The sequence below is a fragment of the Pseudomonas sp. Mb7 genome, from assembly GCF_054790525.1.
In genome coordinates this window covers 740454-762162 of sequence record NZ_CP186501.1, presented here as the reverse complement: position 1 = coordinate 762162, position 21709 = coordinate 740454, and the positions used below count along the sequence as shown (strand labels likewise).

The window sequence follows — 21709 nt, the reverse complement described above, 5'->3', positions numbered from 1 at the left end:
GCTTCAGGCATAAAAAAACCGCCTCTTTCGAGGCGGTTTCTTTTTTACCTTAGCGCTGGATTATTCAGCCAGTTTGAAGGTGATGAAGCTTGCACGACCTTGACGCAGAACGCGCATCGACACCGAACGGTTCTTCGGCAGTGCCTTGGCGATCTCGCCGAACTCCTTGGTGGAGCCGATGGCCTGGTTGTTCAGGTGCGTAATCACGTCACCTGGCTGCAGACCAATCAGCGCCGCAGGACCGTCCTGCACTTCCTTGATCACCACACCACCTTTGAGGTCGTAGGTTTTCTTCTGCTCGGCGGTCAGCTCGCCCACCGACACACCGAGGCGGTTGCTGGTGCTTTCAGTACCGGACTTCGGTAGCGCATCCAGCTCTTTGTCTTCATCAGGGATCGCGCCAACCGTCAGCTCGACATTCTTGCGCTTGCCTTCACGAATCACTTCCAGATTGGCTTTGGCGCCAGCTTTCAGTGCGCCGACCAGATGCGGCAGATCAGCTGACATGACGATCGGCTGACCATTCATGCTCAGGATCACGTCGCCAACTTGCAGGCCACCTTTGGCTGCCGGGCCGTCATCCTGAATCTGGGCAACCAGCGCGCCGGCCGGTTTATCCAGGCCGAACGACTCGGCCAGATCCTTATTCACTTCCTGGATGACCACGCCCAGCCAGCCGCGGCTGACTTTGCCACCGCTCTTCAGCTGATTGGACACATCCATCGCCACGTCGATCGGGATCGCGAACGACACGCCCATGAAACCACCCGAACGGGTGTAGATCTGCGAGTTGATGCCGACCACTTCACCGTTCAGGTTGAACAGCGGACCACCGGAGTTGCCTGGGTTGATCGGCACGTCGGTCTGAATGAACGGCACATAGTTTTCGTTCGGCAGGCTACGACCCACGGCACTGACGATGCCTTGAGTCACGGTATGGTCGAAGCCAAACGGCGAACCGATTGCCACGACCCACTGACCGGCTTTCAAGTCCTGGGATTTGCCGAGTTTGAGCACCGGCAGATCCTTGCCTTCGATTTTCAGCAAGGCCACGTCGGAGCGTGGATCGGTGCCGATCAGCTTGGCTTTCATTTCACTGCGGTCGGCGAGGCGGACGAGGATCTCGTCGGCATCGGCGATTACGTGGTTATTGGTCAGGATGTAGCCATCCGGGGAGATAATGAAGCCCGAACCCAGCGACTGCGCTTCACGCTGACGACCACCACCGCCCGGCGAACGCTGCTGAGGCGGCATGCCGCGCTCGAAGAATTCGCGCAGCATCGGCGGTAGGCCTTCCAGATCAGGCATCTGCTGGTTCACTTTGCGATCCGGCAGTTTCTGCGTGGTACTGATGTTCACCACGGCTGGCGAAGCTTGTTCGACCAATTGGGTGAAGTCAGGCAGATCGGCCGCTTGCGCCGCAGGCACCGCCTGACCGAGCAACAGCACAGTGGCGAAAATGGAGAGATAGGATTTCAAACTTGGTATCGACATACAGCTCCCGTTACGACGAGCAGGGTTAAGCGATATGGAGCAAGGAACGCCGGAAACCACCGACCGGCATTTTTGTTCCGGGAACAACAAACAAGGCCAGAGCCGTGAGGCTCTGACCTATAAAAAATTTTCGGGGTATTTGCAAATGAAAATGCTCAGCAAACATTTCATCTACGTCTCGATGAAGACGTGGTAATGACTGAAATCAGCTCACTGCTTACTGGTTGCAGTGCCATCGGTATTTCGCATCGACAGAGCAATTCGTTCGGCAGTGCCAATTGGAATCTCACCAACCACAGTGACCATCATCTCGCCTTCAGGCGTTGTCAGGCGACGGGAAACGGCAACGGTTGGACCCAGTTGCGTGCGGGTGTCAGTGACGGTTGCGCCGTTCAAAGGCTCAAGGAAAACCGAAAAGCGTGCCAAGCCGTCGTCGTACAGCAAACTGTTGACCTGAGTCTTGGTTTCCGGGTCCTTGTGCGAGGTGCTGCTGGTCAGTTCAAAACCCGGCGGCAGCCAGTCCGAATGCCAGACCTGAGCGGTCTTGACCGCGGAAGCCTTGTCGCTGTCGAGCGTTATCGCTTTACAGTCGGCATCAGCCTGCAAATCTTTGTCCGACGGGACTTCGTCAGTATCGAGACTGGTGAACTGGAAGCGTTCGAGCAACTGCCCCTTGTCGTTCAGCAGCAACGACTTCAGCGGCAAACCCGTTTTCTTGTCCAGATGCAATTCAAAACCGTAACGATGCTGATCGCGAGGCGTCAGCGATACAATCACTGCGTCTCGCCCAGCCACGCGCGATTTGCCGATGACGGCAAGGTCATACCAGTTTTTCAGCTTTTGCGGATCGAGAGGACGAGCGGCTGAGTTGGGGGAATCCCCCAGACCGGCAATCAGGGTGCCGCTGACGCATTGAGTGTGTCCATCAATGCGCACGACTTCCTGCGCCGAACCGTCGAGCTGGAGTAAACGCTCGCGAACCTGGCCATTCTGGACGCGATGCCAGATGTTATGGGTAGAAAAGCTACCGTTACGCTCGTATACGAAAGTGCCGTGAAAGCTTTGCTGCTGCTCGGCCTGGCCCAGACGGGTCAACCAGTCCTGGGCCTCATCAGCGTGGGCTGGAACTATGAACCAGCCACTGAGCAGAAGCGAAAGTAGAGGTATGGCGCGCATGATCCTCCTTAACGGTTTTCCAGACTTGCTGCACGTGCGTATGGCAACGCGCTTTCAGTGCCTTTCAGTGCGGCCTGTTGTGCGTGCTGACGCAGGTAGCCTGGCAGACGCTGATCATGCCAGCCTGGCTGACCTTGCAGTACGCCGTTGGCCATAGGGCCAGTGGCTTCCGAACTTTCACTATAGCCTGCCAGAACAGCCGGACCTTTGACCTGTGGGGTGGCCAAGGTTGGCTGATTGGATTGCTGAGCCAGCTCAACACCAGCGATTTCGTCCTGGTTGTACAGGCGAACACCGGCGAGAACGGCAACAGTCACCGAGGCTGCAACAGCCAGACGGCCGAGATTGCGCCATGGGCTGCGAGATACTTTGGCCGGAGCCGTTTCGTCTTCCAGTGCAGCAGACACTGCCGCAGCGATATCCAGACGTGGCAGCAGCAGATCCTTGTGCATGGCTGCCCGAGCGATCTGGTAACGAGCCCAGGTCTCACGGGTATCAACATCATCCAGTGCATTGAGCACTCGACGCAATTCCAGTTCGTCCGCTTCGTTATCCATCACTGCGGACAGCGATTCCTGCAGGGCTTCACGACTCATGGCGTTCCTCTCTTGGCTGTCGCCGCTGTCTCAGTTTTCCTGCAACAACGGCTGCAGGGCTTTATCGATGGCCTCCCGGGCGCGGAAAATCCGGGAGCGCACGGTACCCACCGGACATTGCATGACGCTCGCAATGTCCTCGTAACTCAGACCATCGAATTCACGTAAAGTTAACGCCGTACGCAAATCCTCTGGCAGTTGCTGAATGGTTCGATGGACAGTGCCTTCGATCTCATCCCGCAGCAGTGCACGTTCTGGTGACTCGAGATCCTTGAGGCCATGATCGCCATCGTAGAACTCTGCATCTTCGGAACTTACATCGCTATCCGGCGGCCGGCGGCCGCGTGAAACCAGGTAATTCTTTGCCGTGTTAATGGCAATACGGTACAGCCACGTATAAAACGCACTGTCGCCGCGAAAGTTTCCAAGCGCTCGATATGCCTTGATAAAGGCTTCCTGAGCCACGTCCTGGGCTTCATGGGTGTCGTGCACGAAACGCACGATCAACCCGAGAATCTTGTGCTGATACTTCAGCACCAACAGATCGAAAGCTCGCTTGTCGCCGCGTTGAACGCGCTCGACCAGCTGCTGATCCTCTTCCTGGGTTAGCATGAACACTCCTCGATAAGCCCGAAGGAGACTTGCATAACTAAACGACCAGACTTGCAAACATAGACTCGGGCTTTTCGCAAAAGTTCTCCCCCTCCAGGCAAGTTTCCTGCGGGCTCTGATTTGGCACGCACGAAAAGCGCAGCTCGGGATAAACCGGCTGCGCGAATAATCTTGTCATCGGTTTCGCCGGCAGGAATCCAACCGCAGATTCCGCACTGAAGCCGACACTGTCCCTTATCTCTGGCACCGACTATTGATCTTGGGCCTTTGGCAAAAGTTCCAATTATTTATAGCCGTCACCACCTGACATTGGGCGACCCTGTGCAGAAAAAGTCTGTTTCAGCACCGATACAGTCGTCTTTTCCCCAAATGGGTGAGAAAAACTTCCGACGAAGCACACGGTTTTTTCGGTCACAGTAGTTTCACAATGCCATGTCGGCCCGGCTATTGTGCCGATCCCCCCCTCTATATACTAGTGGGCTGTGTGGCTGCCTTGACTCGCCGATCCGGCAGTCCTGCACCACCCCCGACCCGGGTCGCTTTGAGCGGAATCCTGTAATGAGCCAACAATTCCAACATGATGTTCTGGTCATTGGCAGCGGTGCTGCCGGTTTAAGTCTCGCGCTGACCCTGCCGGGTCATTTGCGCATTGCCGTATTGAGCAAAGGCGATCTCGCCAACGGATCCACCTATTGGGCCCAGGGCGGCGTCGCAGCTGTGCTGGATGACACCGACACTGTCGAATCCCACGTCGACGACACCCTGAACGCCGGCGGCGGTCTATGCCACGAAGACGCAGTGCGTTTCACCGTCGAGCACAGCCGCGAGGCCATCCAGTGGCTGATCGACCAAGGCGTGCCTTTCACCCGCGACGATCAGTCCGGCACTGAAGACGGCGGATTCGAATTCCACCTGACCCGCGAAGGTGGCCACAGTCACCGCCGCATCATCCATGCGGCCGATGCCACCGGCGCTGCCATCTTCAAAACCCTGCTGGCCCAGGCCAAAGAGCGTTCGAATATCGAACTGCTGGAGCAGCGGGTCGCCGTCGACCTGATCACCGAACGACGCTTAGGCATGCAAGGCGAACGATGCCTCGGCGCCTACGTACTCAACCGCAAGACTGGCGAAGTCGACACCTACGGCGCACGCTTCGTGATTCTGGCCTCGGGCGGTGCCGCCAAGGTCTATCTCTATACCAGTAACCCCGACGGCGCCTGCGGTGACGGCATCGCCATGGCCTGGCGTTCGGGTTGCCGGGTGGCGAACCTGGAGTTCAACCAGTTCCACCCGACCTGCCTGTATCACCCACAGGCCAAGAGTTTTCTGATCACCGAAGCCCTGCGCGGCGAAGGCGCCCATTTGAAGCTGCCCAATGGCGAACGCTTCATGTCCCGCTTCGACAAGCGCGCCGAACTGGCACCGCGTGACATCGTCGCCCGGGCCATCGACCATGAAATGAAGCGCTTGGGCGTTGACTGCGTGTATCTCGACATCAGCCACAAACCCGAAGCGTTCATTAAAAGTCACTTCCCGACTGTTTATGAGCGCTGCCTGGGATTCGGCATCGACATCACCAAACAGCCGATCCCGGTCGTCCCGGCCGCGCATTACACCTGTGGCGGCGTGATGGTCGATCAGAACGGTCGCACCGATGTGCCGGGCCTGTATGCCATCGGCGAAACCAGCTTCACCGGCCTGCATGGCGCCAACCGCATGGCCAGTAATTCGCTGCTGGAATGTTTCGTCTATGCCCGTTCGGCGGCGGCGGACATCCTCGCGCAACTGGACGATGTCGCCGCGCCAAGCGCCCTGCCCGTCTGGGACGCCAGCCAGGTCACCGACTCCGACGAAGACGTGATCATCGCGCACAACTGGGATGAACTGCGACGGTTCATGTGGGACTACGTCGGCATCGTGCGCACCAATAAGCGCCTGCAACGGGCGCAACACCGCGTGCGCCTACTGCTGGACGAGATCGACGAGTTCTACAGCAACTATAAGGTCAGTCGCGATCTGATCGAACTGCGCAACCTGGCACAAGTCGCCGAACTGATGATTTGCTCAGCCATGGAGCGCAAGGAAAGTCGCGGCCTGCATTACACCCTCGACTATCCCGACCTGTTGCCTGAGGCGCTCGACACTATTCTGGTGCCGCCCACCTACGCCGGCTGAACTTGAGCCGTACTCGCAGGCGCCGGTGCAGATCCGCCGCCTGCGAGTCCCGTGGTACACAGATTGATCTGACCCGCCATTCCCCGCGCAGACGAAAACGCAAAACCACGATCAACGGCAGCGCCAGGCTGTCCGGCCTCAACTGCACGGCTTGCCAGCCATCCGCCTGATTCCACAACTGCCAGCCATCGGCGTCCCGGCGCAATCCGCGAAACGCCTGAGGGTGATTTAGCAGAATCTGCCGAGGCAACACCCAATATCCGTGAAGCAGACAGCCAAAAGCCCCGAGCAAACTTGCCCAGAGTGGAATAGAAAGCAGGAACACCGAACCCAGTGCGAACGCCTGGGCCAGCAGATACGCCGCCAGCAACTGCCGTGAGGCATGCCAGCGGCATTCGAACGTGTTACTTGGGCTGGACACGGTCCAGGATCATGCGAACCATACGCTGCAGCTCCGGATCTTCAGACTCGCTGCGCTCCATGAACCAGCCGAACATGTCCTGATCCTCGCACTCCAACAGGCGAACATACAACGCACGATCCACCTCGTTCAGATCGGCATAAACCTCTTTCACGAACGGCACCAGCAACACGTCAAGCTCAAGCATGCCGCGACGGCTGTGCCAAAAGAGGCGATTCAGTTCAACTTGTTCGACCATGGAGCCCTCCTCAAATTTGGCGGCAAGTATACAGCGCCGAGGCGGGTCGCACAGTCGGCTTTGGTCGGGCACCACCGATCCTTTATCAACTACCCATTTCACCAACGCGCCCTTATGATGTGCCCCAGTCTATTTACCCTGCGAAGACCCATGGCCGATTCTGCTTTTTTCTGCACCCTGTCTCATGAAGGCGTTCTCGCGGTTCGCGGCGCGGATGCCGGAAAATTCCTGCAAGGCCAGTTGACCTGCAATCTCAATTACCTGAGCGACAGCCGCGCCAGCCTCGGTGCTCGTTGCACACAGAAAGGCCGGATGCAGTCGAGCTTCCGCATTCTGCTTGAAGGCGATGGCGTGGTCCTGGCGATGGCCAGCGAGCTGCTGGAGCCGCAACTGGCGGACCTGAAAAAGTACGCGGTGTTCTCCAAATCAAAACTGACCGACGAAAGCGCCGCTTGGGTACGCTTCGGCCTGGCCCATGGCGACAACGCCTTGACCAGCCTCGGTCTGGATCTGCCGGCAGAAACTGACAGCCTCGTGCGCAATGAAAGCCTGATCGCGATTCGCGTCTCGCCGGATCGCGCCGAACTCTGGGCACCGGTCGATCAGGCTGACGCGATCAAAGCCAAATTGTCCGAAGCCCTGCCTGAAGCCGAGCTGAATCAATGGCTGCTGGGCCAGATCCGCGCCGGTATCGGTCAGGTCATGCCAAGCACTCGCGAGCTGTTCATCCCGCAGATGCTCAACCTGCAAGCCGTCGGCGGCGTGAGTTTCAAGAAAGGTTGCTACACCGGCCAGGAAATCGTTGCGCGCATGCAGTACCTGGGCAAACTCAAGCGTCGTCTGTATCGATTGAGCCTGGACGCTGCTGACTTGCCGGAGCCTGGTACACAACTGTTCGCGCCAAGCCACAACAGCGCCATCGGCGAAGTGGTGCTGGCCGCCAAGGCCGGGCAAAACATTGAACTCCTGGCGGTGCTGCAGGCCGAAGCTGCCGAAGCCGGTGATTTGCGTCTGGGCACCCTCGAAGGTCCCGCGCTGCATCTGCTCGACCTGCCTTACGAACTGGATCGCGACCGCGAAATCCAGCGCTGATCGCAGCATTTGTTGCAACACCCTAGAGAGTTTAAATGAGCGAACTGGCGGAAAAAGTCCAACAGGATTTGGTTGCGGCCATCGATAACGATGACCTGGTTCTGCCCACGTTGCCGGAAGTGGCCCTGCAGATTCGCAAGGCTGCTGAAGACCCGGAAATCAGCGTCAGCGATCTGAGCAAAGTGATCGGCCGTGACACGGCACTGTCGGCGCGCCTGATCAAAGTGGTCAACAGCCCGCTGCTGCGCGCCGCGCAGGAAGTCACCGACCTGCACACAGCCATCACCCGGCTGGGCATCAACTACAGCAGCAACCTGGCCATCGGCCTGGTGATGGAGCAGATCTTCCACGCCCGCTCCGAAGTGGTCGAGCAGAAGATGCGCGAAGTCTGGCGCAAGAGCCTGGAAATTGCCGGGGTCAGTTACGCGTTGTGCCGCCGCTACACGCAACTCAAGCCCGATCAAGCAGCCCTTGGCGGGCTGGTGCATCAGATCGGGGTACTGCCGATTCTGACTTACGCCGAAGATCACTATGAGCTGCTGTCGGATCCGGTCAGCCTCAACCATGTGATCGACCATATTCACCCGTTGCTCGGCGACAAGTTGCTGCGCGTGTGGGAGTTTCCGGAACGATTGGTGGAGTTGCCGGGGCGCTATCAGGACTTCAAGCGCGACTCGACGGCCATTGATTACGTCGATCTGGTGCAGGTGGCGAGCCTGTATTGCCACAAGGGCACTGACCACCCGTTTGCGCGGATTGATCCACTGAGCGTGCCGGCGTTCAGGAAGCTTGGGATTGATCCGGAGAACAAAGCGTTGTGTGAAGATCTGGAAGAGTCGCGGACGATGTTTTACTGATCCGAGACCGCGCCGCCACATTCGCGAGCAGGCTCGCTCCCACAGGAAAATGCATTCCAGAGTGGGAGCGAGCCTGCTCGCGAAGGGGCCAGCAAAACCACCACAATCAGCCGGCAATAAAACTGACCCGCACCTTCAACCCCGCCTGCTCACCGTCATGCAAACTAATCTGCGCCAGATGCGCCCGGCAGATCTCGCCAACAATCGCCAGCCCCAATCCTGAACCCGCCACCTGCTGATTACGCCGATAGAAACGCTCGAACACCCGATCGCGCTCTTCCAGCGGAATCCCCGGGCCGTCATCTTCCACTTCAAGCACCGCCGGCGCCGTCACCCGCAAAATCACGTTGCCGCCCGATGGCGTGTGCGCCAAGGCGTTGTCCACCAGATTGCTCAGCAACTCATTGAGCAACGTCGGTTCACCGCGCAGCCACACCGGTTCGTCCGCCTCTAGCGCCAGGGCCACCCCGCGCTTGTGCGCCAGTGGCGCCATGGCCATGCCCAGCTCTCGGGCCAACTGACTCAGATCGAGCAACTGCGCGCCGCCCTCGGCAATCGCCCGGGCGCCGTTTTCGACCCGCGCCAACGACAGCAACTGATTGGCCAGATGTGTCAGGCGATCAGTGCTTTGTGCCGAGGACTCCAGCGTCGAACGCCAGACCTCGGCATCATTGGAACGCAGGCCCAGCTCAAGCCGCGCCTTCAGCGCTGCCAAAGGCGTACGCAACTCATGGGCGGCATCGGCAATGAACTGCGCCTGCCGCTCAAACTGCCCGCGCAGACGCTCGGTGAAATGATTGAGCCCGCGCACCAGCGGCCACAGTTCATGCTGCACTTCAACCAATGGCAGCGGGCGCAAGTCGTCGGGCTGACGCTCTTCCACCGCCGTGCGCAAGCGCTCCAATGGGCGCAGTGCCGCACTGACCGCGAACCAGACCAGCAACAACGCGCCAATCGCCAACATACCCAAACGCAGCAAGGTATCGGCGGCCAGACTACGCGCCATGCTCACCCGCGCTTCGTCGGTTTCGGCCACGCGGATTTCCGCCATGCCGTTCATGTTCGGCTCGCTCACCGCTTTCAGCAGACTGACCACGCGCACGTTCTGACCGTTGTAAGTGGCGTTGTAGAAGCGCGCCAACGCGGGATAACTGTCCGTTCGCGGCGTCCCTGGTGGCGGGCCGGGGAGGTTTTCGTAGCCGGAAATCAGCTTCTGATGGATATCGTTGACCTGATAGTAAATCCGCCCGGCGCTGTCGTAAGCGAAGGTATCGAGTGCGACGTAGGGCACATCGGCGCTCAGTGTGCCGTCACGCTGCGACAGGCCCGCGGCGATGGTCCGCGCCGAGGCCAGCAACGTGCGGTCATACGCGGTGTCGGCGGCTTCGCGACCATTCCAGTATGCGCTCAAACCGCTGGCGAGCATCAGTACCACCAGCAGCAATGCAAGGTTCCACAGCAAGCGCCAGCGCAGGCTGCTGGGCTTATGCATCGCGGCTTTCCAGCAGATAACCCAGACCACGGAACGTCACGATCGCCACTGGTTGGCCGTCGAGTTTCTTGCGCAAGCGGTGCACGTAGATTTCGATGGCATCGGGGCTGGCCTCTTCGTCGAGACCGAACACCTGGGACGCCAGTTGCTCCTTGCTCATCACCCGTCCCGGCCGGGCGATCAGCGCTTCCAGCACCGCTTGTTCGCGGGACGTCAGCGTCAGCAACTCTTCACCGAGGGTGAAGCGCCGGGTGTCGAGGTCGTAGGCCAGCACACCGCAGCGCTGCTGGCGTTCACCACCGAGCACACTGCGGCGCAGCAAGGCTTTGACCCGTGCTTCCAGCTCAGTCAGCTCGAAAGGCTTGGCGAGGTAATCGTCGGCGCCCAGATTGAGGCCATGGACGCGATCCTTCACATCGCTGCGCGCCGTTAGCATCAACACCGGCAGATTTTTGCCGCGTGCGCGCAAACGCGCGAGCACCTCGAAACCGTCCATGCGCGGCAGGCCGACATCGAGGATCGCCACGGCGTATTCCTCACTGCCCAGCGCCAGATCGGCGGCCACACCATCGTGCAACACATCCACGGTCAGACCGGTGCTCTTGAGCGCCTGCGCAACGCTTTCAGCCAATTGCAGATGGTCTTCGACGAGCAGAACACGCATGGATTTTTACCTCGTTCAGGAATGGCCAACGCCACGCTTTGCCGCGGAGTTTACAGCCGCAACCGCCGCTGTGAAGCCCGAAAACCTTGAAAGTCAGCTGAAAGGTTAGCGAAAGGTTAGCTCGTTACAGTCGGCCCACGGACAGTTCCGACTGCCGTCGCTGATGCCACACAGCGTAAAGAAAAACGCCTCGAAGCGTTTTCGACCAATAAGAACAATAAACGGAGTAAACCCGCATGCCGTCCATGCAGCCTCAGGCCTCCACGCCTGTCCGCCCTTCCCGTTTCAGCCACACCGCCCTCGCCAGTGCCGCCGCCCTTGCCGGTTTTTCGCCGTTGAGTTTTGCCGACTTCATCGAAGACAGCAGCGCCACCTTCGAAACCCGCAACATGTATTTCAACCGCGACTTTCGCGATGGCACCAGCGCCCAGCAATCCAAGCGTGACGAATGGGCTCAAGGGTTCATGCTTAATCTGCAATCGGGTTACACCGACGGCACCGTGGGGTTCGGTGTCGATGCGCTGGGCATGCTCGGGGTCAAACTTGATTCAAGCCCGGACCGCACCGGTACCGGCCTGCTGCCGACCCATGATGACGGGCGCGCGGCGGATGAATACTCCAAAGTCGGCCTGACCGGCAAAGTGAAAATTTCCGCCACCGAGCTGAAAATCGGCAGCCTGATTCCTGAACTGCCGATCCTCAAGCCCAACGACGGGCGCATCCTGCCGCAGACCTTTGAAGGCGGCTTGCTGACCTCCAAAGAGATCAAGAACCTGACCTTCACCGGCGGCCGTCTGGAGAAAGCCAAGGATCGCGACAGCACCGATTTCGAGGACATCGCCCTCAACAACAAGAACAGCCGTTTTGCCGGCACCGCCGCTGGCAAGCACTTCGATTTTGGCGGCGTGGACTACAAGTTCACCGACAAGATCACCGGCAGTTACCACTTCGCCCAACTCGACGAAGTCTACAACCAGCACTTCTTCGGCCTCGTTGCCTCGCGACCTATGGGACCCGGTACGTTTGCCACCGACCTGCGTTTCGCCGTCAGTGATGATCAGGGCGCAGCCCGTGGCGGCGAGATCGACAACCGCTCGCTCAACGGTCTGGTCAGCTACGCGCTGAGCGGCCACAAGTTCAGCGCCGGTTACCAGCACATGTCTGGCGACAGTGCCTTCCCTTATGTCGATGGCAGCGACCCGTACCTGGTCAACTTCGTGCAGATCAACGATTTCGCCGGCGCTGAAGAGCGCTCCTGGCAGGCGCGCTACGACTTCGACTTCGCCAAACTCGGCATCCCCGGTCTTAGCTTCATGAGTCGCTACTTGAGCGGTGACAACATCAAGCTCAAGAACGGCGAGGAAGGCAAAGAATGGGAACGCAACACCGAGATCAAATATGTAGTACAAAGCGGCGCCTTGAAGGATGTCGCCGTGCGTTTGCGTAATGCCACTTACCGCTCCAATTACTCGGCTCGCGATGCTGACGAAGTGCGTTTGCTGGTGAGCTACAGCGTTGCCCTTTGGTAAATGCCCGTAAGTGAAAAACACGTCGAATAACAACAATGCCCGTGGAGAATCGAATGAACCTGTCACTGCGTAAAGTTGCACTGGCCGCCAGTTGCATCCTGTTTGCCGGCCAACTGATGGCCGAACCGAAACGTCCGGAATGTATCGCCCCGGCCTCCCCCGGCGGTGGTTTCGACCTGACCTGCAAACTGGTGCAGAGCGCACTGGTCAACCAGAAACTGCTGAGCAAACCGATGCGTGTGACCTACATGCCCGGCGGTGTCGGCGCGGTGGCCTACAACGCCGTGGTCGCGCAACGTCCGGCCGATGCCGGCACGCTGGTCGCGTGGTCGAGCGGTTCGCTGTTGAACCTGGCCCAGGGCAAGTTCGGTCGTTTCGATGAGACCAACGTGCGTTGGCTGGCAGCGGTCGGCACCAGCTACGGTGCCATTGCGGTGAAAAGCGATTCGCCCTACAAGACCCTCGACGATCTCGTTCAGGCTCTGAAGAAAGATCCAAGCTCAGTGGTGATCGGCTCCGGCGGCACCGTCGGCAGCCAGGACTGGATGCAAACCGCACTGATCGCCAAGGCTGCCGGGATCAACCCGCGCGACCTGCGTTACGTCGCGCTTGAAGGTGGCGGCGAAATCGCCACGGCCCTGCTCGGTGGTCACATCCAGGTCGGCAGTACCGACATCTCCGACTCCATGCCGCACATCCAGAGCGGTGACATGCGCCTGCTCGCGGTGTTCGCCGACAAGCGTCTCGACGAGCCGGAAATGAAAGACATTCCGACCGCTCGCGAACAAGGCTACGACATCGTCTGGCCAGTGGTGCGCGGCTTCTACCTGGGGCCAAAAGTCAGCGATGAAGACTACGCCTGGTGGAAAGACTCGTTCGACAAACTGCTGGCCTCCGACGAATTCGCCAAGCTGCGCGACCAGCGTGAACTGTTCCCGTTCGCCATGACCGGCCCGGAACTCGACACCTACGTGAAGAAGCAGGTGGCGGACTACAAAGTGCTGGCCAAAGAGTTCGGCCTGATTCAGTGATCGCCTCTGTCTAGCCGCTGCGTTCCCGGTTGCGGGGACGCGGCACAGGAGCTCCCATGCTTATTCAACGCATTTTCGCCTCCGTGCTGTTGCTGGTTTGCGCCGGCCTGGCACTGATGGCGTGGCCGTACCAAGCGGCTTTTTCCTACGAACCGGTGGGCCCGCGCGCCTTCCCTCTGTTGATGCTCGGCCTGATGGGCGCGGCGCTGCTGTACATGGTATTTCGCCCGGCGCCGATCAAACACAGTGAAGACGAGCCGCCACTGGATCGCGAAACCCTGACCAAGATCGCCATTTGCGTCGCACTGCTGCTGGTGTTCGCCGGTCTCTTCGAACCGCTGGGTTTCATCCTCAGCAGCATCCTTATCGGTATTCCAATGGCGCGCCTGTATGGCGGTCGCTGGATGCCGAGCATCGTGGTGACCACGCTGATGGCCATCGGTCTGTACCTGCTGTTCGACCGTGTGATGGACGTTCCGCTGCCCCTTGGCCTGCTCGACGTGCTGGAGAACTGATATGGATACCCTCGGTTATTTGGGTCAAGGCTTCGGCGTTGCGCTGAGCCCGTACAACCTGGTCACGGCCCTGACCGGCACGCTGATCGGCACTGTCGTAGGCTTGCTGCCAGGCCTCGGCCCGATCAATGGCGTGGCCTTGCTGATTCCGATTGCTTTTGCTCTCGGCCTGCCGCCGGAGTCGGCGTTGATTCTGTTGGCAGCGGTGTACCTGGGCTGTGAATACGGCGGACGGATCAGCTCGATCCTGCTGAACATTCCGGGCGAAGCATCGACCGTGATGACCACCCTCGACGGCTACCCGATGGCCCGCAAAGGCCTCGCTGGTGTCGCGCTGTCGCTGTCGGCGTGGAGTTCGTTTATCGGCGCGTTTATCGCCACCTGCGGCATGGTGCTGTTTGCGCCGTTGCTGGCGAAATGGGCGATAGCCTTCGGCCCGGCGGAATACTTCGTGTTGATGGTGTTTGCGATTGTCTGTCTCGGCGGTATGGCCGGTGATCGACCGTTGAAGACCTTCATCGCGGCGTTGATCGGCCTGTTCCTGTCGAGCGTCGGCATCGACGCCAACAGCGGCGTTTACCGCTTCACCGGTGACAACATCCACCTGACTGACGGCATTCAATTCGTTGTGCTGGTGCTCGGTCTGTTCTCGGTCAGTGAGATTCTGTTGCTGCTGGAGAAAACCCATCGCGGTCAGGAAGCGGTGAAAGCCACCGGGCGGATGATGTTCAACTTCAAGGAAGCGTCGTCGGTGTTCGTGGTGAACATCCGTTGCGGCCTGCTCGGTTTCATCATGGGCGTGCTGCCGGGTGCCGGCGCGACGCTGGCCAGCGCCGTGGCCTACATGACCGAAAAACGCATCGCCGGTGCCAGTGGCAAATTCGGTCAGGGTGATGCCCGTGGTCTCGCCGCGCCAGAAACTGCCATCGGTGCTTCGGCTTGTGGCGCACTGGTGCCAATGCTGACCCTCGGCGTTCCAGGTTCGGGCACGACCGCGGTGATGATCGGCGCTCTGTCGCTGTACAACATCACCCCGGGCCCACTGCTGTTCCAGCAACAACCGGACATCGTCTGGGGCCTGATCGCCTCGTTGTTCATCGCCAACATCATGCTGGTGATCCTCAACATCCCGATGATCCGCATCTTCACCCGCATCCTCGCCGTGCCGAACTGGGCACTGGTGCCGGTGATCGCGATCATCACCGGGATTGGCGTCTACGCGGTGCACGCCACCACGTTCGACCTGTTCCTGATGGTCGGCATCGGCATCTTCGGCTACATCCTGCGCAAGCTCGACTTCCCGTTGTCGCCAGTGCTGCTGGGCTTCATCCTCGGTGGTCTGATGGAGCAAAACCTGCGTCGGGCGCTGTCGATTTCCAACGGCGCGCTGGAAATTCTCTGGTCGAGCCCTATCACCTTCGGTGTCTGGGTGCTGACCGCGATCATGCTGCTGATGCCGCTGCTGCGCATCTGGCGCAAACGTTCGGTCGCGCGTCGCGCCATTGCCGATGTTTGATCGCGCCTCACTGAAATCCTGGTGGGGAACCCCGCTGGTCGGTCTGCTTGGCGGCTACCTCGCCAGCCAGATCGGCTGGCCACTGCCGTGGATGGTCGGCTCGTTGCTGGCGATCATCCTCGTGCGCTGCCTGACCCCGTGGCAACTCACGGAAATCCCTGGCGGCCGCAAGTGCGGCCAGTGGATTGTCGGCATCGGGATTGGCCTGCACTTCACTCCGGTGGTGATGGAGCAGGTGCTCAGTCATTTCGGTTTGATCTTCTTCGGTGCGCTGGTCACCAGTGTCTCGGCGGTGGTCGGCGTGTGGTTGATGCGCCGTACCGGTGAAGATCGCGCCACAGCGTTTTTCTCGAGCATGCCCGGCGGTTCCGGGGAGATGGTCAACCTCGGCGCCCGTAATGGTGCGATGCTCAGCCACGTCGCGGCGGGGCAGAGTTTACGGGTGTTGGTGGTGGTCTTGTGTGTGCCGGCGGCGTTCAAATATCTGCTCGGCGATGGCAACCCGATTTCTCATGCTGGCAGCGTCGATTGGCGCTGGCTGGCGATTCTGTTTCCGGCGGGCGGTTTGCTTGCGTGGCTCTGGCAGCGTTTGCGCCAACCCAATCCGTGGCTGTTCGGGCCGTTGCTGGTGAGTGCGGCGGTGAGCATTGGCTGGGATTTGCACATTGGTTTGCCCAATGGCGGCAGTCAGATTGGCCAATGGCTGATTGGCAGCGGTCTGGGTTGTCACTTCAATCGGCAGTTTTTCCGCCGTGCGCCTTCGTTTATGGGGCGGACATTGATCGGCACGGCGTTGACCATGTTGATTGCGACACTGGCGGCGTTAGGGTTGAGCGCTTTGACCCATCTGGATCTGCGTTCGCTGACGCTGGGCATGATGCCCGGCGGAATTGCCGAGATGAGTCTGACGGCAGAGACGCTGCAATTGTCGGTGCCGTTGGTGACGGCGATGCAGGTGATGCGGTTGTTGTTTGTGCTGTTTCTGGCGGAGCCGTTGTTCAAGTACTGGAATCGTAATCCCGAGTAGCACCGAGTCGACTTCATCGCTGGCAAGCCAGCTCCCACAGGTTCTTGTGGCTGCCACAGACTATGGGCACCCCCCAAAAACCTGTGGGAGCTGGCTTGCCAGCGATGGGGCCCTTCAGACCGTCATCAGATCGGAGGAAGCCGCCACTCGATCGGTGTTTCGCCATTCTGCTCGAGAAACTTGTTGGTCCGGCTGAAATGCCCACACCCCAAAAACCCGCGATAAGCCGACAGCGGCGACGGATGCACCGACGTCAGCACCAGATGCTTGGTCGCGTCGATCAGCTTCTGCTTGCTCTGCGCGTGCGCGCCCCAGAGCATGAACACCAGATGCGGCTGGCGCTCGCTGACCACCTCAATGATCCGATCAGTGAAGAACTGCCAGCCCTTGTCTTTATGCGCATTGGCGTTGGCGCGCTCGACGGTCATGGTGGTGTTGATCATCAACACGCCCTGATCGGCCCAGCTCTGCAGGTAGCCGTGATTGGGAATATCGATGTTCAGGTCGCGCTTCAACTCTTTATAGATGTTGACCAGCGACGGCGGCGCCGGCACGCCTGGTTGCACCGAGAAGCACAAACCGTGGGCCTGGCCCGGGCCGTGATACGGGTCCTGGCCGAGGATCACCACCTTCACTTTATCCAGCGGCGTCGAGTTCAGCGCGTTGAAAATCATCGGTCCCGGCGGATAGATTTCCTTGCCTGCCGCCCGCTCCTGCTGCAGAAACTGGCGCAACTCTGCCATGTAAGGCTGGTCGAACTCAGCACGCAGTGCCTCCTTCCAGCTCGGTTCGAGTTTGATACGGTCGTCAGCAGTCATGGTCATACCCGGCAAAAACAATGGGGCGAACCCTAGGAAAGCCGACCACGCTTGTCAATTGATCTGATGCAGATCCGGCACTTTCCCACACAACGATCATACTGATCGTTCAAATTCCCGATCGAGGTCACGATGAATCTGCACTTCGAAGAACTCACCGGCACCGACGGCGCCCGCATCGGTATCGCCAGCCTGGATGCTGAAAAGTCGCTGAATGCGCTGTCCCTGCCGATGATCAATGCCCTCAGCGACAAGTTGAACGCCTGGGCCAAGGATCCACAAATCGTCTGTGTGCTGCTGCGCGGTAACGGCGCCAAGGCCTTCTGCGCCGGCGGCGAGGTGCGCAGCCTGGTCGAGGCCTGTCGCGCCCATCCCGGCGAAGTCCCGCCGCTGGCCGCGCAGTTTTTCGGCGCGGAATACCGCCTGGATTACAGCCTGCACACCTATCCAAAACCGCTGATCTGCTGGGGCCATGGCTACGTGCTCGGCGGCGGTATGGGCCTGTTGCAAGGCGCGAGTACACGGATCGTCACACCGAGCAGCCGTTTGGCCATGCCGGAAATCACCATTGGTCTGTATCCCGACGTCGGCGCCAGTTGGTTTCTCGCGCGGCTGCCGGGCAAACTCGGCTTGTTTCTTGGCCTGACCGGTGCGCACATGAACGGTCGTGATGCGATCGATCTGGACCTGGCCGACCGCTTCCTGCTCGACGAACAGCAGCCGCAACTGATCGAAGGCCTGTTGCAGCTCAATTGGCAGGAACAGACCGACGTGCAACTCAACAGCCTGCTCAAGGCGTTGCAGCAGGAAGCCGTGGCGCAGATGCCCGAGGCGCAGTGGCTGCCACGTCGTCAGCAGATCGACGAACTGCTCGACGTCAGCGACGTTACCTGTGCGTGGAAAGCCATCAGCCTGCAGCGCGACAGCAGAGATCCGTTGATCGCGCGGGCGGCGAAAACCATGAGCGAAGGCTCGCCACTGACCGCGCATCTGGTCTGGGAACAGATCATCCGTGCCCGCCATATGTCGCTGGCCGAGGTCTTTCAGATGGAATACACCCTGAGCCTCAATTGCTGCCGGCATCCGGAGTTCAGCGAAGGGGTTCGCGCGCGGTTGATCGATAAGGATCAGAAGCCGCACTGGCATTGGCCGGATATCAACAATGTGCCGGATGCGGTGGTCGAGGCGCACTTTCACAAGGTCTGGGAGGGGCGGCATCCGTTGGCGGATTTGACGCAGTATTGAACTGACGCGATGACGACTGGATTCCGATCGCGAGCTGGCTCAATCGGTCGCCATAGGGCTCAGACATTCAGCTCGTAAAACTGAATGATCTCCGTCATCGCCCGCTGCGCTTCTTCGTCGCCCTTTATCAGAATGTCTTCGACATCCCTCAATGGCGGAAGAGGGTGCAGACGTTCAGCAATCTGCATCGCGCTGTAGTCTTGAGTCGCTGTTCCTTCGTTGTTTGAGTCGGCGGGCCGCCATCTTCCCCTTGCGAATCACCAGCAGAGATCAATCTCCAGGTTTCATAGGGCGGCGCTCCACCCAACAGGCTGAATCCGACGGTCCCGGACCAACCGGCGTTATGGCTCACGGCTGTATCCTTCTCTCCGCAAGCCTCACTAAACAGTGCCTTGCCGATCGCACTGGCATCAATCTCTGCAATCTGGCTGATGGATGGAACCGTCCAGGGTGCCAGCCGACCCGCGAGGGATCCGTCGATCAAGGTATTGATGAAATTGGCGGCGACCTGATTCGATGACAGCTGCATCAGGTTTTCACTGAAAATTTTATTCAATCTCAGTTCACCTTGCCGCGAGGTGTAGCCGCGAATCAGGGCGGAGTAGGCACCGTTTCCACCGTTTCCACCGTTGGCATCAATGGCCACGGCAAGCCAGAGCCTGGCGCTTTTCAGAATTTCTCCCGCTTCATTATCGACAACGATAACCTCAGAAACTCTTCCGCCAATAATATCGAATAGTTTTTGATACAGGGGAGCGCAGCTAGCCCCTGTTAATTTCAGCGCAAGATATTCGATATCTTCAGAATCGAACATCAGCCCCTTACAAATATTTGCTGCATTTAAAATTTCTGACTTTTCCAGATCATTAAAAACATAACTCATCGTTACTTCCTTGTAATAACAGAGCGTGAAAGATAGCTACTGAGAAACTTAAGCATTTCAGGTGATTCGCGTAATGACGATAGACCGAGACTTACCCGACCGTGCCCTCCGGTAAAGTCAAAGCTGTGTAATTCCACGGTGCAAAAAAAATTCAAACTTCCAAAATCCAGGTTTTCCAATTCGGCCCTGCTGAGCTTTGCCAATTTCTCGTCAGTCAGTTCTTCCTCAGCAGCGGGGCGAATCAAGCCGTTACAGCTTATCAATCGAGGAGTGCCATCACGCCGCGGCCAGTCAGCAATGACAAACTTTCGAACGGAAGCCTCATTCTTGAAATGCGGCGGAGGTGCATTAAGCCAAAGCTCCAGTCCCGGATAATTTTTTAGCTTTACAATCAACTCATCCGGCCAGTTGACGTGCCGATAGCCCCGCTCATGGGGTTCATTGTTTTCTTTTTTTGTATAAAGCCCAGCGTTCAGTTTATAAAGACGCCAACTTTCAGGAATCGGCTTTACACTCTGATCGTGGTACGACCGTATCTCCGTCCCGGTCCACCAGAAATGTCCCTTGAGCGTATTGGCAAGGCAGGCTTTCTTATTCGCCAGTTCAGGCATGCCCACATAAAACTCCGGGACCAGAGTCTTATCCACATAGCTACCGCCCAGTATGGGCACCTGCTTCATGCTCGCCAGCTTCTTTTGGCAGGCCTCCTGATCCGCGTAATAGATTGCCATCGCCGCGGCGACTTCTTCTTCACGGATATAAAAATCCACCACGCAATAACAGGCATAAATAAACAAGCCGTACTTCAACAACTTCTTAAACCATTTAATCAATTGCTTATACGACATCCGGAGCATTTCAAACCTCCCTGCCAAACTGAGGAGCAGGCTGTTTCTTGAGATACCCGGATGTCGCGTTCTCAAACACCTCAAAGTATTGTTTCGTGCCGTACTCCACATTAAATCTGCTCGCCGTCAACTTCGCAGCGCTGCGAAGGCGGTCGTACTCACCAGCGGATTCAAGAACCCTGGCAATACGTTTGGCAATAGCGTGATGATCGAAGAAGTCCACCAGCAACCCATTGTGACCATCAACGATCACCTCCCTTACCGGAGCCGTATCCGACGCTACTACCACACACTCAGACGCCATCGCCTCCAGTAACGACCACGACAAAACAAACGGATACGTCAAATAAACATGGACTTTCGAACATTCCAGAACTGCCCGGTAAGTCTGGTAAGGAAGCTTCCCTGTGAAATGCACCCTGGAGTCATCGAAACTTACCTCTGCCTCCATCCTGCTGCGCCAATTTGCAAAGCCAACCGGCTTACACCCGTAACTGACGTCATCACCGCCTACTATGATTATCTGTGCATCGGGACACTCAGCCTGAATATGCGGGATCGCTCGCATAAAACTGTGAAACCCGCGATAAGGCTCAAGATTCCTCGCGACATAAGTAACGATCGGCTGCCCGGTTCTCAGTTCGACGCCATTGGGCAACCTGACGGCCCCCGCTTTCGCCAAGCAAGAACTTTGAATGACGCCCTCGTGAATAACCCGAATGGCCGACTGATAAGCTGCAGGAAACAGACTGCGCTGCCACCGCGTGGGCGCAATGGCAATGTCACATTGCTCAAGATTCAAAAGATGCAGCGAATTGAGCACTCGCAGCCTTGATGACTCTCTTGTTGCTCGCGGGAATTCAGGGTCGAACCCGGAATCTGCGCCCTGCGCCCGATAGTAATATTCGCAATAGTGAATAAGCGGCGCGTCAGGATAGACATCCTTGACGAAGAGCGTTTCCCCCCATCCGGGATGAGCGAGAATTACGTCCGGCCGATAACCCGAATGTTTCAGCCGGCTCAGAATTTCAAAAACCTTCTGTCCATCAGTCACCGCTTGTTCGTAACGGGTCAGGTAGGGGTGAATACCGCCCGGTGCTCGGCTGGCAGCGCGGTATCGATATATTTTCACCCCTGCGATACCCGGCGCCGTATCCCGACCTATCGCTAAAACTTCATAACGCCTGTCAATCGCCGCCAGCACCACATGACGGAACTGGCCCGGAAAGTTTTGGTGAATCACAAGAAGCTTCATAGCGGCATCGTCCTTTTATTCGCCGCTGTTGAACTGAGTTTTGCTCACCTCGATCGGCACGAACAGACGCTAACAAATGCAAGGAAATGAAACTGTAGGAAGCGTCTGGGAATGCCCTAGGAGATGGCTAACGGGGCGACTTTTTCGACGGGCATAAAAAGCGGCGCAGGGCTCATCTGACCTGTACGCAAAGACTCATACTTGGTTTATGGCGTTTATTCACGG

At 58.4% G+C, this 21709-nt stretch carries 21 protein-coding genes; 9 read left to right on the top strand and 12 right to left on the bottom strand.

Annotation, left to right across the window (positions count from 1 at the left end; all coding sequences use genetic code 11):
- Positions 1-60: 60 nt before the first annotated feature.
- The 4 genes from ACOYXH_RS03500 to rpoE form a co-directional block, all read right to left on the bottom strand.
- Positions 61-1494: a DegQ family serine endoprotease gene (locus ACOYXH_RS03500; protein ID WP_034153148.1), complete on the bottom strand. Its 1434-nt coding sequence runs from the start codon at positions 1492-1494 to the stop codon at positions 61-63.
- Positions 1495-1704: 210 nt separating this feature from the next.
- Positions 1705-2670: a MucB/RseB C-terminal domain-containing protein gene (locus ACOYXH_RS03495; protein WP_093438329.1), complete on the bottom strand. Its 966-nt coding sequence runs from the start codon at positions 2668-2670 to the stop codon at positions 1705-1707.
- Between the two features lie 8 nt (positions 2671-2678).
- Positions 2679-3266 carry a sigma-E factor negative regulatory protein gene (locus ACOYXH_RS03490; protein WP_034153146.1) on the bottom strand — a complete coding sequence of 196 codons (588 nt, stop codon included), beginning with the start codon at positions 3264-3266 and terminating at the stop codon, positions 2679-2681.
- A 30-nt stretch (positions 3267-3296) separates the two neighbouring features.
- On the bottom strand, positions 3297-3878 hold the full coding sequence (gene rpoE / locus ACOYXH_RS03485; protein WP_003172477.1) for an RNA polymerase sigma factor RpoE: 582 nt from the start codon (positions 3876-3878) through the stop codon (positions 3297-3299).
- Between the two features lie 558 nt (positions 3879-4436).
- On the opposite strand from rpoE, the gene nadB reads away from it, so the two are divergent.
- The gene (gene nadB / locus ACOYXH_RS03480) at positions 4437-6053 is read left to right on the top strand and encodes an L-aspartate oxidase (protein WP_095049218.1); all 1617 of its coding nucleotides are present in this window, start codon (positions 4437-4439) and stop codon (positions 6051-6053) included.
- On the opposite strand, the gene ACOYXH_RS03475 is transcribed toward nadB, so the two are convergent.
- Entirely contained in the window at positions 6022-6474 is a 453-nt protein-coding gene (locus tag ACOYXH_RS03475) for a protein YgfX (protein ID WP_095049217.1), read from the bottom strand. The genes nadB and ACOYXH_RS03475 overlap by 32 nt on opposite strands.
- Positions 6458-6712, bottom strand: a complete 255-nt coding sequence (locus ACOYXH_RS03470; RefSeq protein ID WP_095049216.1) for an FAD assembly factor SdhE — start codon at positions 6710-6712, stop codon at positions 6458-6460. Before ACOYXH_RS03470 ends, ACOYXH_RS03475 begins: the two co-directional genes overlap by 17 nt.
- Before the next feature lie 150 nt (positions 6713-6862).
- Between ACOYXH_RS03470 and ygfZ the strand changes: the two genes are divergently transcribed.
- Positions 6863-7804 (top strand): CAF17-like 4Fe-4S cluster assembly/insertion protein YgfZ, encoded by a 942-nt coding sequence (gene ygfZ, locus ACOYXH_RS03465; protein WP_095049215.1) that lies wholly within the window; start codon positions 6863-6865, stop codon positions 7802-7804.
- A 35-nt stretch (positions 7805-7839) separates the two neighbouring features.
- Entirely contained in the window at positions 7840-8661 is an 822-nt protein-coding gene (locus ACOYXH_RS03460) for an HDOD domain-containing protein (RefSeq protein WP_093438380.1), read from the top strand.
- 106 nt (positions 8662-8767) lie between these two features.
- Here the strand turns inward: ACOYXH_RS03460 and ACOYXH_RS03455 are convergent, their stop codons facing one another.
- Both ACOYXH_RS03455 and ACOYXH_RS03450 read right to left on the bottom strand, forming a co-directional pair.
- On the bottom strand, positions 8768-10153 hold the full coding sequence (locus ACOYXH_RS03455; protein WP_095049214.1) for a sensor histidine kinase: 1386 nt from the start codon (positions 10151-10153) through the stop codon (positions 8768-8770).
- Positions 10146-10817: a response regulator gene (locus ACOYXH_RS03450; RefSeq protein ID WP_007911422.1), complete on the bottom strand. Its 672-nt coding sequence runs from the start codon at positions 10815-10817 to the stop codon at positions 10146-10148. Before ACOYXH_RS03450 ends, ACOYXH_RS03455 begins: the two co-directional genes overlap by 8 nt.
- Positions 10818-11053: 236 nt before the next feature.
- Here ACOYXH_RS03450 and ACOYXH_RS03445 point away from each other — a divergent pair, with 236 nt between their 5' ends.
- The 5 genes from ACOYXH_RS03445 to ACOYXH_RS03425 are packed head-to-tail and all read left to right on the top strand — an operon-like array spanning position 11054 to position 16435.
- Positions 11054-12346, top strand: coding sequence for an OprD family porin (locus ACOYXH_RS03445; RefSeq protein ID WP_038358338.1), 1293 nt, complete (start codon positions 11054-11056; stop codon positions 12344-12346).
- Positions 12347-12399: 53 nt separating this feature from the next.
- Positions 12400-13377 carry a Bug family tripartite tricarboxylate transporter substrate binding protein gene (locus tag ACOYXH_RS03440; protein ID WP_034153137.1) on the top strand — a complete coding sequence of 326 codons (978 nt, stop codon included), beginning with the start codon at positions 12400-12402 and terminating at the stop codon, positions 13375-13377.
- Positions 13378-13433: 56 nt separating this feature from the next.
- Positions 13434-13892 carry a tripartite tricarboxylate transporter TctB family protein gene (locus tag ACOYXH_RS03435; protein WP_007911434.1) on the top strand — a complete coding sequence of 153 codons (459 nt, stop codon included), beginning with the start codon at positions 13434-13436 and terminating at the stop codon, positions 13890-13892.
- A 1-nt stretch (position 13893) separates the two neighbouring features.
- Positions 13894-15408: a tripartite tricarboxylate transporter permease gene (locus tag ACOYXH_RS03430; protein WP_007911435.1), complete on the top strand. Its 1515-nt coding sequence runs from the start codon at positions 13894-13896 to the stop codon at positions 15406-15408.
- Complete coding sequence (locus ACOYXH_RS03425; RefSeq protein ID WP_095119120.1) at positions 15401-16435, top strand: AbrB family transcriptional regulator; 1035 nt, start codon at positions 15401-15403, stop codon at positions 16433-16435. Before ACOYXH_RS03430 ends, ACOYXH_RS03425 begins: the two co-directional genes overlap by 8 nt.
- Before the next feature lie 125 nt (positions 16436-16560).
- Here the strand turns inward: ACOYXH_RS03425 and ung are convergent, their stop codons facing one another.
- Positions 16561-17253: a uracil-DNA glycosylase gene (ung, locus tag ACOYXH_RS03420; RefSeq protein ID WP_108225992.1), complete on the bottom strand. Its 693-nt coding sequence runs from the start codon at positions 17251-17253 to the stop codon at positions 16561-16563.
- Between the two features lie 132 nt (positions 17254-17385).
- Here ung and ACOYXH_RS03415 point away from each other — a divergent pair, with 132 nt between their 5' ends.
- Positions 17386-18498 carry an enoyl-CoA hydratase/isomerase family protein gene (locus tag ACOYXH_RS03415; protein ID WP_220558268.1) on the top strand — a complete coding sequence of 371 codons (1113 nt, stop codon included), beginning with the start codon at positions 17386-17388 and terminating at the stop codon, positions 18496-18498.
- Between the two features lie 148 nt (positions 18499-18646).
- On the opposite strand, the gene ACOYXH_RS03410 is transcribed toward ACOYXH_RS03415, so the two are convergent.
- Genes ACOYXH_RS03410 through ACOYXH_RS03400 form a run of 3 tightly spaced genes read right to left on the bottom strand, consistent with a single transcriptional unit; the run spans position 18647 to position 21484 of the window.
- Positions 18647-19381, bottom strand: coding sequence for a hypothetical protein (locus ACOYXH_RS03410; RefSeq protein WP_460410264.1), 735 nt, complete (start codon positions 19379-19381; stop codon positions 18647-18649).
- 2 nt (positions 19382-19383) lie between these two features.
- Positions 19384-20238 (bottom strand): hypothetical protein, encoded by an 855-nt coding sequence (locus tag ACOYXH_RS03405; protein ID WP_460410263.1) that lies wholly within the window; start codon positions 20236-20238, stop codon positions 19384-19386.
- Position 20239: 1 nt separating this feature from the next.
- On the bottom strand, positions 20240-21484 hold the full coding sequence (locus ACOYXH_RS03400; RefSeq protein WP_095125586.1) for a glycosyltransferase family 4 protein: 1245 nt from the start codon (positions 21482-21484) through the stop codon (positions 20240-20242).
- Between the last annotated feature and the right edge of the window lie 225 nt (positions 21485-21709).

Bases quoted from the DNA above. Each gene is read 5' to 3' on its own strand.
- ACOYXH_RS03410 (WP_460410264.1), bottom strand. From the start codon at position 19,381: ATGAGTTATGTTTTTAATGATCTGGAAAAGTCAGAAATTTTAAATGCA.
- ACOYXH_RS03500 (WP_034153148.1), bottom strand. From the start codon at position 1,494: ATGTCGATACCAAGTTTGAAATCCTATCTCTCCATTTTCGCCACTGTG.
- ygfZ (WP_095049215.1), top strand. From the start codon at position 6,863: ATGGCCGATTCTGCTTTTTTCTGCACCCTGTCTCATGAAGGCGTTCTC.
- ACOYXH_RS03405 (WP_460410263.1), bottom strand. From the start codon at position 20,238: ATGCTCCGGATGTCGTATAAGCAATTGATTAAATGGTTTAAGAAGTTG.
- rpoE (WP_003172477.1), bottom strand. From the start codon at position 3,878: ATGCTAACCCAGGAAGAGGATCAGCAGCTGGTCGAGCGCGTTCAACGC.
- ACOYXH_RS03440 (WP_034153137.1), top strand. From the start codon at position 12,400: ATGAACCTGTCACTGCGTAAAGTTGCACTGGCCGCCAGTTGCATCCTG.
- nadB (WP_095049218.1), top strand. From the start codon at position 4,437: ATGAGCCAACAATTCCAACATGATGTTCTGGTCATTGGCAGCGGTGCT.
- ACOYXH_RS03425 (WP_095119120.1), top strand. From the start codon at position 15,401: ATGTTTGATCGCGCCTCACTGAAATCCTGGTGGGGAACCCCGCTGGTC.
- ACOYXH_RS03490 (WP_034153146.1), bottom strand. From the start codon at position 3,266: ATGAGTCGTGAAGCCCTGCAGGAATCGCTGTCCGCAGTGATGGATAAC.
- ACOYXH_RS03460 (WP_093438380.1), top strand. From the start codon at position 7,840: ATGAGCGAACTGGCGGAAAAAGTCCAACAGGATTTGGTTGCGGCCATC.
- ACOYXH_RS03450 (WP_007911422.1), bottom strand. From the start codon at position 10,817: ATGCGTGTTCTGCTCGTCGAAGACCATCTGCAATTGGCTGAAAGCGTT.
- ACOYXH_RS03400 (WP_095125586.1), bottom strand. From the start codon at position 21,484: ATGAAGCTTCTTGTGATTCACCAAAACTTTCCGGGCCAGTTCCGTCAT.
- ACOYXH_RS03455 (WP_095049214.1), bottom strand. From the start codon at position 10,153: ATGCATAAGCCCAGCAGCCTGCGCTGGCGCTTGCTGTGGAACCTTGCA.
- ACOYXH_RS03415 (WP_220558268.1), top strand. From the start codon at position 17,386: ATGAATCTGCACTTCGAAGAACTCACCGGCACCGACGGCGCCCGCATC.
- ACOYXH_RS03495 (WP_093438329.1), bottom strand. From the start codon at position 2,670: ATGCGCGCCATACCTCTACTTTCGCTTCTGCTCAGTGGCTGGTTCATA.
- ACOYXH_RS03470 (WP_095049216.1), bottom strand. From the start codon at position 6,712: ATGGTCGAACAAGTTGAACTGAATCGCCTCTTTTGGCACAGCCGTCGC.
- ACOYXH_RS03435 (WP_007911434.1), top strand. From the start codon at position 13,434: ATGCTTATTCAACGCATTTTCGCCTCCGTGCTGTTGCTGGTTTGCGCC.
- ACOYXH_RS03445 (WP_038358338.1), top strand. From the start codon at position 11,054: ATGCCGTCCATGCAGCCTCAGGCCTCCACGCCTGTCCGCCCTTCCCGT.
- ung (WP_108225992.1), bottom strand. From the start codon at position 17,253: ATGACTGCTGACGACCGTATCAAACTCGAACCGAGCTGGAAGGAGGCA.
- ACOYXH_RS03430 (WP_007911435.1), top strand. From the start codon at position 13,894: ATGGATACCCTCGGTTATTTGGGTCAAGGCTTCGGCGTTGCGCTGAGC.